Below are 12,942 nucleotides of genomic sequence, written 5' to 3'. Positions count from 1 at the left end.
GGCAAAAGCCAAAAACCTTATAGAGCGTTTTTCTATTTCCAAGTAAATCCTTTGGATGCAAGGAAGTCTTTGATAAATGGACGACGCTGTTCCACTAAGAAATCAGCCATTTGTTTTGTCCAATTCGACATTTTTTGATTCGATGAACGATGTTGGTAGTATTCTTCTAATGTCGCATCATATTCATCAAGTAATGTATCGTATTTTTCTTCATCATAACTATTTTCATGTAGCACGGCATCCAGTGGAAGTCTTGGTTTTGTTTCATTTCTTTTCGTCGGTTTTCCGATCGTCATGGCGAACATAGGAAAAACGTGTTCAGGCAGATTGAATAATTCACTGATATCAGCTGGGTTATTGCGTGCACCGCCAATATAACAAATGCCGTATCCTTCTGATTCAGCAGCAATAACAAAGTTTTGCGCAAATAGCGCTACGTCGGCTACGCCTGCAAGAAGATTTTCAGCAGAATCAGCCACAATTTCTACACCTTGCTTTTTGCCGGCAGCCTCCAAACGCTTGAAGTCAACGCAGAATAAGAAAGAAGCACCTGCTGTTTTGAATTGGAACTCATTGTTAGAGAGCTCGCCTAATTTTTTCTTTTTGTCGGCATCAGTTACCCAGATGACACTGTATGCTTGGATGAAATGTGAGGTAGCAGCCATTTGTGCTGTTTCAATTAAATCTCGTACAACCTCTTTTGGTATCTCTTCACCTGTATATTTTCGAACTGATGAATGGCTACGCAATAAATCTTTAACCATCTGTAGAACAACTCCTATTTTGTGGATTTCTCTAATTAACTATAGGAGAAATTGTAGGAAATGACTAGCGAAACGAATCCGCTTGTATGTAATATTTAGAAATATCAAAAAATAGTATTGACTTTTTAAAATGCAATACCTATACTTACAACAACAAGATGGAACAGAATAAATTACCTTTATCAAGAGTGGCGGAGGGAAAGGCCCTGCGATGCCCGGCAACCAGTAAGTTATCTTACATGGTGCTAATTCCTACAGATTCTTTATTGCGAATCTGACAGATAAGGGGAGGAAAATGCTAATGACCCTCTTCTTATGTGAAGAAGGGTTTTTCTTTTGGAAAAATCCTTGCCACACCTCAGCTTTCCATCTCAAACTATATTAGGGGGAATTAGAATGACAGAATTTCGTAAAGAGACTTTAGCAGTACGTGGTGGCCAAACGCCTGATCCTACAACTGGTGCAATTGGGGTGCCAATATACCGAACAACAGCCTATAGATTTAATGATACAGAGCATGCACGGAAATTATTCGCCTTGGAAGAGCCAGGCAATATTTATTCTCGAATCATGAATCCAACTGTTGATGTCTTTGAAAAACGAGTAGCCTTGCTTGAAGGTGGAACAGCAGCGGTTGCTTTATCATCAGGCATGGCGGCCATTTCATTTTCTATTTTAAATATAGCGCGTGCTGGTGATCATATAGTTTCAGCTGCGAGTGTGTATGGAGGAACGTACAATTTATTTGCTAATACTTTGCCGCGATACGGAATCAATACTACATTTGTAGATGAACGGAAGCTTGAAGATTTTGAAGGGGCAATCCAAAAAAATACAAAAGCGATTTATGTTGAAACGATTGGTAATCCTAGTCTTTCAGTAGCAGATATCGAAAGTATTGCGGATATTGCCCATCGACACGAAATCCCTCTAATCATCGACAATACATTTGCCTCACCGATTGGATGTAATCCTATTGAATATGGCGCTGATATTGTGATTCACTCTGCGACTAAGTGGATTGGCGGGCACGGTACAACAATCGCTGGCGTGGTGGTGGATGCAGGCAAGTTTGATTGGACACGAGGCAAATTCCCTGACTATACAGAAAGAGATGAATCCTATCATGGCATCCGCTATGGCATTGATGTGAGTAATGCAGCTTTCGCTACACGCCTGCGCGTACAATTGCTGCGCGACTTTGGGCCAACGCTTAGCCCAGATGCTGCCTTCCAACTATTGCAAGGTCTTGAAACACTGCATCTTCGTGTGCCTTATCATAATGAAAATGCTAGAAAGGTAGCTGAATACTTACGGCAGCATCCTCAGGTGGAATGGGTAGGATACAATGGCTTCTCTGATAGTGAATTCGCTCCTCTTGCTAAAAAGTATCTAAAGAATGGCTATGGCTCTGTTCTTACATTTGGAATTAAAGGAGGCAGAGATGCTGGACGCGAATTTATCGACAATGTCGAATTGTTCTGTCACGTGGCAAATGTAGGAGATGCCCGCTCATTGATTATTCATCCGGCCTCAACAACTCATCAACAATTAAACAGTGAAGAGTTGAAAAAATCAGGCGTGCCAGAGGAATTAATTCGCTTATCTATTGGGTTAGAAGCAATCGATGATATCATCTCTGCACTAGAAGAAGCATTCACAAAGGTAAGCCCAAAAGTTGCAGCAAAATAATTTGTTAATGAGTTTCGCTTCGCCTCAGGGAAGTAGCAGCATTTCCTGAAAAATTTTTTAAATAAATAAAGAAAAGAGTGATGGATTGTCTTTTCACTCTTTTCATTTTGATTTAAATGAACACTCCATGTACACACATGTCTTTCGTAGGAGGAATTATCTTGTAAACATACTCTGTGTAAGCTAAAATCATCAGTATGTAGATTAATTCAGTATAAGACAATGGAGGCGGTTTTTTGAAAAAGGTAAAGGTTGCTATATTAGGTTTTGGTACAGTTGGCCAGGGGGTCTATCGCATATTAACAGAAAAGCGCAGTCAATTGAAACAGATGCTAGATGTCGACCTAGAAGTAGCAAAAGTCCTCGTCAGCAATCCGAATAAGCCACGTCCTCATGCTGCTAAAGAGATGCTGACAAATCAGATAGAGGAAATCCTGGATATTTCGAATCTTGATGTTGTTTTCGAAGCAATTGTAGGAGAGGAACCTGCATATCAATACCTTGACCGCCTTATTGAAAAGGGATGCAACGTTATCACCGCTAATAAAGTGATGTTTTCTAAGCATGGCAAATCACTTCAGGAAAAAGCAGCGAAACATGGAGTGCAGGTAGGTTTTGAGGCAACAGTTGCAGGCGGCGTTCCTGTTATAAAAACGATGCAAAATCTGCTTCGTGTCAATGAGGTACAGCGCATTCAAGGTATATTAAATGGAACATCCAATTACATATTGACCCAAATGCGTGCAAGAGGAATGGCATTTGAGGAAGCTTTAGAAGATGCACAGAAATTAGGCTACGCTGAAGCAGATCCTTATAACGATATATCAGGCCAAGATGCTTTTCGAAAACTAATGATCCTCAGTGAACTAGCATTTAAAGAGCAGCCAGATTGGAAGGATGTAAAAGTACAAGGTATTAATGAAATCACATCCCAACAAGTAAAAGAAGCAACTGAAAAAGGCATGCGCTACCGACATATTGCACTAGTCCAAAAAAATTATAAAACAGGCGAGGTGCATGCGACAGTTAGACCTGAGCTCATAGATCAGAGTCACCCTCTCTATTCAATTGAGGAAGTAAACAACGCTGTTGCCATTGAGGCGGATCTGCTAGGCACCGTAACACTTGTAGGCCCAGGAGCGGGAATGCTTCCGACTGCGAGCGCGATGGTGGAAGATTATGGCGATTTGCTGACAAAAACTAAAACTGTTATTTCAATTTAACTCAATTAAAAGATATTTATCATAATATTGGTTTAAAAAGAAAGGATAGATGAACAGGAGTGTGGGCCTGTATACATCTATCCTTTTGCATTATATAACTTTTCTTCTTAGTCTTTTAGGTTGAAGAGTAGTTTTTCATGGCTTTACACTTCATACTTTTATCGTCTACTTAATCGGCATATCTTCCCATGAATAATCTGGTATTGTCGCAATCCATAACGTATCTTTCATGATATCCACATTCCAAACGATGAAATCTCTCGCATCAAAGACCTTTTTAGACTTTTGTTCATCTCTTGTATTGATGGAATAAATAGCTTCATCCCTATGTGTGCTACCGAATAACTCCTCTCCTTTTTTGATAAATCTAACTAGCACTTCATCAACTTGGATATTTCTCCAATTTTCCTTTCCTTTCTGTCGGAGATTTCGAGTCCAAATTCCGCCTTGTGTTGTAACAAATAGCCTATTATTAATTACTTTCATATCCATAGGTTCATCATTACGATTTGGTATGGTTATTAATTTCCATTGATCTTTTGTGTGTTGCAAAATACTTCCTTCATCTGTTAACACTACCAAATCACCGTTACCTGAGATTTGTAGCACATTAAATGGTTTAGGTACTATAGTTTGTTCCCAAGTCTTTCCTTGATTGATTGTATAGTAAACCTTGTCTTTTGAAGTCACAGCTATCTGGTTGTTGGAAGAAAAATCAATTTTCTCTATAGGGGACTCTAATGAAAGGATTTTAGTACCTCTTTTCGATGTAATACCTGCCCATATTTCTTTTTCTGTGGCTACGTATAATCGATCTTTCATATCGAACCAAGCATGTGCTACATAACCATTAACTTGCAGTTCTCTCCATGTTTCACCGTTGTTATGGCTCAATTCAATAAAGGGTTGCTTGGTTGTGCTAAACTGCGTTGGCTTTTTGTCACCCCATATCACCAATTGTTTGTTTCCTGCAACAACACCCATAATAGCCATTCCTTTTTTTGATAGAACTTCATTCTCAGTATGTTTGGATAGCAATCCACCGCCGATAGGTAGTTTATGAATTGCACTGACTATATCTCCGGTTTTGGCATTGAATGAAATTCGAGTAAAACGGTTATCTCGATCATTTCCAATCACTGTTAAAATAGGTTCACCCTCGATACTATCAAGTGTAAAATGATATCCTGTTGCCCAATCTTTCCCTTGTTTTAATCCGTATTTATCCTTAGCCTGCTGTAGAGCTTCAAAGCTATCTAACTTAATATCATCAAAGGGAATTGTTGGTCCTTGGGTTTGTTTACTCGCTCTAAACAAGGTAATTTTCTTTTCTGATATACCAATTATTACATAATCTTCTGTACCGGGTACCACAAAGGTCGTAAACCAATTAAAGCGTTTTCCTGTATCTCCTCTCGAACCTCCCATCGTTTCATCCACACTGTTTGCTGTTGTAAGTGTTGCATTTACATTCCATTCTTTCGCTCTGATATCCAATGTTAATCGCTTCTTTTAATGTAATTTCAAGATCTGAAGCAATTACTTCACGATCTTTCAAATTGACAATAACTAAAAAAACTAACAAACAAGTAACTATTTTTATGAACTTCAAAATTACCACCATCCTAAAATAATTTGCCTTTTTAGGTTATGGTAAATCAATCGTTATATCCTGCTTAAGTCAATAAAAAAAATTCCAGAATAAATTGATATAGAGTTCAGGAGCAATTGTGTTAATAACAATCACGCCAATTAAATAAAAAAGAATTAATCTCTATCCCAAATTCTTTCTACGTTTCTTAATACTTTTCCGTCAAAAGACAATTTAAATATATCTGGCATATCAAGATTCTGCCAAAAAGAAAAATTATACTGTCTGTCAAAGAAATTCATGATTAGCACCATGATATTTCCATGTGTTCCTATCACTACATTTTTATCTTTATAGTTGTCTAATATCTTATATGTAGCCTCAATACCCCTTTTTTGAGCCACAACGTTAGACTCTCCACCTTCCCATGAAAAGTTGTAGTCTTCCCATACTTTTGCTATTGCAAAAGCAAAATCATTTGAAGGGACTGCAGTTAAAGTCCGTTCTTTAAAACCTTCTATAATTCCTATATCTGTATGTATGTATTCTGCTATGCCCTCTACTGTTTGAACCGCTCTTTTATAAGGACTTGAAAGAACAACATCAATTCCCTCTGTTTTTAATAATCTTGTAACCAGAGTGGCATCAGAAAATCCCTTTTCTGATAAAGGTCTATTTAATTCATCAGGTGTATAACTGGAATGTGCATGTCTAACAAAAAATAAATTGGTCAATTGATTCAGCTCCTGTCAGTAATAATCCTATTTTAGCATTTGGGAATTTAGGAGGAGCGATAAACAAAAAAGTACACCACTAATTTTTAAGTGGTGTACTTATATTATTATCATTAATTTTATAAAGTAGTCCTCTTTGTCATTAATCCTCATCCTTAATATCAATATCCTCTGGAATAGGTGTGTTTTTCCATATTTCAATTTCTTCTTTTATTCTCTCCAATTGTTCAAAATAACGTTCAAATTGGTCGCTATTAACGAGGAATTGCTGGCCATCATGTACAGCGCGTATCCTTCCTTCTAAGACATAGCGCATCACTTGATGTTCGGGCATAGAGAGATCCTGTGCTGTATCTGCCACACTTTTGTACATCAAAAGAACCCCCTTTTTGCTTCATTATACTAGTAGATGTAGGGTTGCTCAACTGCTGGTTTGTTAGCTACAATATAAGACCGAGAGGCTAATGGTTTCTCGCTAAACTTTGCTAAGTGAAATTCTGGCAAAGTTAAAAGTAACTTTTATAGAATGAGGTTTATTTTTTGAAGAATAATAAAAGGCCTCTATGGGCAGCTTTAGTGATATTAGCGATGATTGGTGTTTTATTAATTGCATTTTATGAATTAGCTCCTAAAAAAGAGACGAAAGAAACGACCCTAAGAAATGAAAAACCAAAGACTTTGAAAATAGTAGAAAGTGGTGGAGGCGATTTCTTACAGACGCAAGGGCAAAAAGTGAGGGAAAAAGATAGAGCGACACTTGAGTTAATTCAACATTACAATATAAGGAAAGAGTATAATGTTGGCGAGATGCATATCTTTGTTAAGGAAGTTAAACTGATAAAAATGACAGATATAGTTGATGAAGAGAAACAGTATTTAAATAATTATAATAATAAGTCGATAGAGGATTTACTTAAAGAAAAAAACAAATACAAAGATGCAGATTGGAATGAATTAAATGAGGCTGTTCAAAAATCCGGATGGAAGATTAAAGACCATGCATATTACATAGAAATTATCTATAAAGTGACTAATCAATATCCTGAGGAAGTACAGTTCTTTAGCTTCCTAGATGTTCAATTTGATGGAGAAAGTTTTTTCGTTCCAAGAAGAAATTTTATCTTTAGTGATGATACCTTTGTTGGCGAAAGTAGCGCTTCAAGAGTCGACTATCGTAAAGGTGAAAAAAGAGAGGGAAGAATAGGCCTATTGCTGAAAAATCGTCCTAAACAAATGGGTGACATTCAGTTCTCTACAGACAATGTACGTAATGGCGTTACGCACGAATTGATAAGATCAGGAAAGAACTTTGACATTCCTTTAAAGTAGTAACTCTATTTCCAGAGCTGTATCATACTCCATTTTAGAATCAAGTAGAGTGGGCAAGTTACAAAAACAAACTATTATCACTTAGGAATGAAGTGATCTTAGTTTGTTTTTTGTTGTTTATTATTGTTGGTGTTAGAAAGTTCTCTTCGATAGGGTTGTGAAATCCTGTAAAATAGGATTAAATCTTAAGAATTTCTTCATTTTTAGGCTCACTTCTTTTTAAGATTTAACCTGTAAAATGAACTATATAGAAAACAGTGAAATGAGGTGCATGAAGTGGCATCCTATACAATATTAGTCACAGATGATGACCAAGATATTCGTGATGGCATTGAAATCTACTTAAAAAACGAAGGTTACCATGTATTAAAAGCAGCGAATGGGTTAGAGGCATTAGAGAAATTAATGGAAAATGAAGTCCATTTAATCATATTGGATATTATGATGCCAGAAATGGACGGCATACAAGCAACTTTTAAAATTCGAGAAGAACAAAATATCCCGATTATTATGCTGAGCGCAAAAGCGGAGGATGGAGATAAGATTCACGGATTATCAGTTGGTGCCGATGATTATGTGACAAAGCCCTTCCACCCATTAGAACTAATGGCTCGCGTTAAATCGCAATTGCGTCGCTACGTGAAACTAGGGACCTATCAAGAACAGCAAGGGAAAGTAGTATTAGGCGGGTTAGCATTAGATGCAGAAGCAAAGGAATTGTCGCTGGACGGCGAGCCTATAAAACTGACAAAGATTGAATATAACATCGTAGAACTCTTAATCACCAATGCAGGTCGTGTATTTTCAATAGAAGAAATTTACGAGCGTGTTTGGAAAGAAGCGGCTTACAATGCGGATAATATTGTTGCAGTTCATATAAGAAAAATACGTGAAAAAATAGAAGTAGATCCAAAAAATCCAAAGTACTTAAAGGTGGTGTGGGGAATTGGCTACAAAATGGAAAGAGCATAGCGCAATGATTTGGTCAATTATCGCTTTGTTGCTTGCATTCGCTAGTCTTTTATATTGCTTATCATTTATTTTGCACTTTATTGATTTTAGTTTTGCCAAAGCCCTAGCTCAGCTAACACGTACAATTGGAGGAAACGCATGAAACGAAATAAATATATTGCCCAGTTGTCTCTAATTTCTATTGTATTGGTTGGGCTATATTCATTTTTAGAATATGGCCACCAATACTTTCTGAAAAACTTTTTTGAATCTGATACTTTCCAATCAGATTATGACGATTTTACACACCAATTAGGCTCGCTTGTATTAAATCCAGCCGATGGAGATGAAGCGAAGAAAAAAATCAAGGTTTCTTCTAGTGAAATAGAGGATTATCGAAATTATTATGGAAGCTTAGGAGAGCAAATAGCCAATATTAAAGACCAGTATAGAGATAGGATCCAAGAAGCAAAAGATGCCAAGGCTACTACCGTCGAAGAGGCACTAATCAAAGAGCGAGAGAAAAAAATAAAAGATATCACAAAGAACTTTGAAGACGATCAATATGTACGCGACAAGATTATAAAAATTAAAGAAAAAGATATTGATCAGTATATAAGCGACAGAGAGAATAACAAAGAGGACTTTTTCAAATATTTCTCTTATTACTCATATAACCTCACTGATCTAGAGACAGGCCAATCATTTGTGAAGGGCAATGTGCAGGGAGATACAGCCTATACAAAGCGGTATAACCGTACCGATGATACCCTAGATTTATCATTATCTTCTGATGATATTGTCTATGAAGGAAGTGATGGAATCTCTTATGATGTGTCAAATTTATTGGAGCAGAAGACTCATCGATATACAGGAAGTATATCTATTTCAGAAAAATTATTTACACAATCAAGCTACTATGAGGAATATAAAAATTTTCAATTCCACAAACGACTTCTTTATTTTATTTGGTTAGTTAGTATATTTTCTATAATTGCCTTATTTTTATTACGTCCGTTTCAATTAGAGATACAGAAGGGCCGCGCACTTTACCAGTGGATACGCAAATGGCCTATTGATATAAGAGGGATATTTATTGCCTTAAATTTATTTGCGACTCTCTTTGCCGTTATTTTATTATCAGAACACTTTGTATTCACTCGTATATATGGAACTTTCTTTAATAAAGCGATGTTTGTTTTCACTTTTATATTCGAGTTTGCTCTATTGTTTGTTTTAGTACATTTAATCATCAGGCAATCGATGATGTTGATGAAAGACTTGGATACAGGGGAGAAGCGTGCGAAAGCTATTAAAGGATCTATCCTTCTTCATGTAATAAAGGATATTCAACATTTATTTTTATCTAGAAGCATTGGTCTACAATCTATCGCATTGCTAATTACTGTTTTTTTAGCAGGCGTAGGCATAGTCATTGTATCGGATGGTAGTGGAGGGGCATTTTTACTTTACATGTTTTTATTTATGTTTGTAGCAACTCCAGCAGCATTAGTATTTCTGCGTCGCATGGGTTATTTAAATCGAATGATGAAACAGACAGAGGATATGGCAAAGGGGCGATTAAGCGGTGATATTCCCGTTCGAGGCAAATCTCCTTTTGCCCAGCATGCAGCAAATTTGAACGCCTTACGTGAAGGTGTCCGTTCTTCTATTACCGAACAAGCGAAAAGTGAGAGGTTAAAAACGGAACTAATTACCAATGTCAGCCATGATTTAAGAACACCATTAACATCTATTATTACGTACACCGATTTATTGAAAAATCCTGCATTGACAGAGGATGAGCGTAATAGCTATATAGCGATATTAGATAAAAAATCACAACGCTTAAAAACATTGATTGAGGATCTATTCGAGGTGTCCAAGATGGCGACCGGTAATATCGAACTGCACAAACAGCGAGTTGATTTAAATCAACTAGTCAAGCAAGCAGTGGGCGAACATGAGGAAGAAATTGAAAAAGCAAATATTTCGTTCCGTGTGCAATTGTCAGAGGAGCCATTATTTGCATATGTAGATGGGCAAAAGTGGTGGCGCGTGTTAGATAACCTGTTGATCAATGCATTAAAGTATACAATGGAAGGAACACGTGTCTATATCACATTAGAGAGAGTGAATGATAAAGCGCAGTTTGTTATCAAAAATATTACGAAATATGAGTTTGGCGACCAAAATGTTGAGGAGCTCTATGAACGTTTTAAAAGAGCTGATACCGCTCGCCATACAGAAGGGTCAGGCCTTGGCCTTGCTATTGCTCAATCTATCGTCGATCTCCACCAAGGCAGCATGGAAATCACAATTGATGGCGATTTATTTAAAGTGGTTGTTTCTGTGCCATTAGAGCGTTTATATTGAAAAAATATAAATAGGTTCCAGAATTCTATATTGAATTCTGGGCTTTTTTTAATTCCATCAATAAACTAGTAGCTAAAAACAATATAATATAGGAAAATGATATTAATAATAATCTATTTAATGGTAAAAATATAAAAAGGTAGAAGTGGGTGATATACATTGATTATAATAGGAATCATCTTTATTTGTTTTTTGCTTTCTATCCAATATGTTCGATATATTGGTTATGAAAAAAGTGAATATAAACAACTGACAGGCACATCATTCGGGAAAACCTTTTTTAACAAGGGGCTATATGGGGAATATTTAATTGTAAAAGAGTTGCAAAAGTTGCCGGGCAAGCATAAAACGCTAGTCAATCTTTATATTCCTAAGCCAAATGGAGATACAACGGAAATCGACGTTATATTCATACATGAAAGTATGATTTATGTGATTGAATCTAAAAATTATAGCGGATGGATTTATGGTAGAGAACGCGATTATAAATGGACTCAGGTTTTTCAAAATAAAAAGAAGTATAAATTTTACAATCCTATCAAGCAAAATCGATCACATATACAACATTTGCAGCGTTTACTTTCAAGTGTAGATGAGAAGTTTTTTTATTCTCTGATTGTTTTTAGCAACCGTTGCACTCTGAAATCAATTGATATTGAATCAGAGTGTATAGAAGTTATCAATCGTAATAGGTTGCATGTGGTGAAGAAGATTAACGCTCTTCATAGGCCTGATGCAATACCAGTTAATCTTATCTACAATAAATTGTTGCCTTATACAAATGTAGAAGTACAAGTGAAAGAGAAACATATGAATGATCTTCGCAAGAAGCACTCATCTTAAACGAAAAAATGAAAGAGCTAGAGTACAGAACACACTGAACTCTAGCTCTTTTATACATTCAACTATTTATCTTGAGATTCTGGGCCTACAATAATTGGTGAGGTCTCGGTAGGAACGTCTTCTTCTTCTGTAATAATCTTTTTATCCGCAAACATGTTAGACTGCAATCGAATAAATTGATAAATATGTGTGACGATTACTTTTAGTACTGCATAGCCTGGTACCGCCAAAATAATCCCAGGCAAACCAAATAGATTTCCAGCAGTCAAAATAACGAAAATAACCGTTATCGGATGGACTCGCAGAGATTTGCCCATGATTTGTGGAGAAATTAGTTTTCCTTCAAGCAATTGAACGATGACCCAAACGATGGCTAATTTCAACAGCATAGATGGAGAATGAATCAGCGCAAGAATAATGGCTGGCGTGATAGCAATAATAGGCCCTAGATACGGCACCACATTCGTTACCATCGCAATGATTGCTAGCGTTAAGGCGTAATCTAAGCCGATAATAAGGTAGCCAATTAAAAGTAATGTGCCAATACATAAGGATACGAAGATTTGACCACGTATATATGAACTTAACGCATGGTTCATTTCGCTTAAGATTCGTTTGGTTTCTGAACGTGATTGATCTGGCAAAAACTGTAGAATATATGTTGGCAGATTATCACCATCCTTCAATAAATAGAAAAGAATAAAAGGAAGCACTGCCACAGCCATAATCACTTCTGTAATGGTTCCTACAACCGAAAATATACCATGTGAAAAATCTGCTGCATTATTGCTGAGATAGCCTGACACACTTTGCGATATTCGATCAATATCAGCATTTAGAGGTTGCATCCATTTTTCAACAAAATCATTATGTGCCAATTGTAAAACCGTATGTTGCACCTCTTTTGTGAGAGTTGGAATATTCATGATGAGACTTTGAATCTGTTCTTTTAAAATTGGCAGAACAGAGGAAATAATGACCGTAAGTATGCCGATAATCAATACGTATAATAATAAAATGGATATAGTCCGCTTTACCCCAGCTCGCTCGGAGAAATCAATCAACGGATTGAATAAATAGAAGCAAATTCCTGCCAGTATGATCGGCAAAAAGATAGTTCTAATAAAGATAGCGAAAGGGATTAAAACAAATCCAATTTTAGATAGCGCTAGAAGAGTTATACTCAAGATGAAGACAATAAGTGTATAGATAACAAATTTGCTGTTTAAAATTTTCTTTTTGAAGATAGTGCCTTTTGAATCTTTAATCTGCATTATACTCACCCACCCCTGGTCATTCTTTAGAATGTATCCAACAAATGCTGCTTATTTTTGAACCTTGCTTAAAAAATAGCGTCTTGCTAGTTAGATAACTATTCTTTACCCTTTATAAGACTGTTTCTAACTAAATTGCTTGCTTATACTGTAATGGTTCATGTC

12 protein-coding genes and 1 riboswitch are annotated in these 12,942 nt (G+C 36.5%); of the genes, 7 read left to right on the top strand and 5 right to left on the bottom strand.

What is annotated here, in order from left to right:
• Positions 1-32 precede the first annotated feature (32 nt).
• Positions 33-764: an oxygen-insensitive NADPH nitroreductase gene (nfsA, locus tag RST01_RS07555; RefSeq protein WP_147195638.1), complete on the bottom strand. Its 732-nt coding sequence runs from the start codon at positions 762-764 to the stop codon at positions 33-35.
• Positions 765-940: 176 nt separating this feature from the next.
• A riboswitch (SAM riboswitch) is annotated at positions 941-1,052 on the top strand.
• A 108-nt stretch (positions 1,053-1,160) separates the two neighbouring features.
• Between nfsA and RST01_RS07550 the strand changes: the two genes are divergently transcribed.
• The gene (locus RST01_RS07550) at positions 1,161-2,456 is read left to right on the top strand and encodes an O-acetylhomoserine aminocarboxypropyltransferase/cysteine synthase family protein (RefSeq protein ID WP_147195636.1); all 1,296 of its coding nucleotides are present in this window, start codon (positions 1,161-1,163) and stop codon (positions 2,454-2,456) included.
• Between the two features lie 236 nt (positions 2,457-2,692).
• Positions 2,693-3,679, top strand: coding sequence for a homoserine dehydrogenase (locus RST01_RS07545; protein ID WP_147195634.1), 987 nt, complete (start codon positions 2,693-2,695; stop codon positions 3,677-3,679).
• A 165-nt stretch (positions 3,680-3,844) separates the two neighbouring features.
• On the opposite strand, the gene RST01_RS07540 is transcribed toward RST01_RS07545, so the two are convergent.
• The 3 genes from RST01_RS07540 to RST01_RS07530 all read right to left on the bottom strand — a co-directional run bounded on the left by RST01_RS07540 (position 3,845) and on the right by RST01_RS07530 (position 6,377).
• Complete coding sequence (locus RST01_RS07540) at positions 3,845-5,176, bottom strand: beta propeller repeat protein (RefSeq protein WP_147195632.1); 1,332 nt, start codon at positions 5,174-5,176, stop codon at positions 3,845-3,847.
• 270 nt (positions 5,177-5,446) lie between these two features.
• Complete coding sequence (locus RST01_RS07535; protein WP_147195630.1) at positions 5,447-6,004, bottom strand: histidine phosphatase family protein; 558 nt, start codon at positions 6,002-6,004, stop codon at positions 5,447-5,449.
• A 142-nt stretch (positions 6,005-6,146) separates the two neighbouring features.
• Complete coding sequence (locus tag RST01_RS07530; protein WP_147195628.1) at positions 6,147-6,377, bottom strand: helix-turn-helix domain-containing protein; 231 nt, start codon at positions 6,375-6,377, stop codon at positions 6,147-6,149.
• Between the two features lie 167 nt (positions 6,378-6,544).
• On the opposite strand from RST01_RS07530, the gene RST01_RS07525 reads away from it, so the two are divergent.
• The 5 genes from RST01_RS07525 to RST01_RS07510 all read left to right on the top strand — a co-directional run bounded on the left by RST01_RS07525 (position 6,545) and on the right by RST01_RS07510 (position 11,503).
• Positions 6,545-7,333 carry a hypothetical protein gene (locus RST01_RS07525; RefSeq protein WP_147195626.1) on the top strand — a complete coding sequence of 263 codons (789 nt, stop codon included), beginning with the start codon at positions 6,545-6,547 and terminating at the stop codon, positions 7,331-7,333.
• A 276-nt stretch (positions 7,334-7,609) separates the two neighbouring features.
• A complete protein-coding gene (locus tag RST01_RS07520) occupies positions 7,610-8,305 on the top strand; it encodes a response regulator transcription factor (protein ID WP_066791496.1) in 696 nt (231 codons plus the stop codon).
• Positions 8,280-8,447 carry a hypothetical protein gene (locus RST01_RS15975; RefSeq protein WP_158512612.1) on the top strand — a complete coding sequence of 56 codons (168 nt, stop codon included), beginning with the start codon at positions 8,280-8,282 and terminating at the stop codon, positions 8,445-8,447. The genes RST01_RS07520 and RST01_RS15975 overlap by 26 nt, the downstream gene beginning before the upstream one ends.
• Positions 8,444-10,660 (top strand): sensor histidine kinase, encoded by a 2,217-nt coding sequence (locus tag RST01_RS07515; RefSeq protein WP_147195624.1) that lies wholly within the window; start codon positions 8,444-8,446, stop codon positions 10,658-10,660. The genes RST01_RS15975 and RST01_RS07515 overlap by 4 nt, the downstream gene beginning before the upstream one ends.
• Positions 10,661-10,819: 159 nt before the next feature.
• On the top strand, positions 10,820-11,503 hold the full coding sequence (locus tag RST01_RS07510; protein ID WP_221297951.1) for a nuclease-related domain-containing protein: 684 nt from the start codon (positions 10,820-10,822) through the stop codon (positions 11,501-11,503).
• 62 nt (positions 11,504-11,565) lie between these two features.
• On the opposite strand, the gene RST01_RS07505 is transcribed toward RST01_RS07510, so the two are convergent.
• Positions 11,566-12,777 (bottom strand): AI-2E family transporter, encoded by a 1,212-nt coding sequence (locus tag RST01_RS07505; protein ID WP_147195622.1) that lies wholly within the window; start codon positions 12,775-12,777, stop codon positions 11,566-11,568.
• Positions 12,778-12,942: the final 165 nt, after the last annotated feature.

Source organism: Rummeliibacillus stabekisii, from assembly GCF_007988965.1.
Lineage (GTDB): Bacteria > Bacillota > Bacilli > Bacillales_A > Planococcaceae > Rummeliibacillus > Rummeliibacillus stabekisii.
This window is presented reverse-complemented; position numbering and strand designations above follow the sequence as displayed.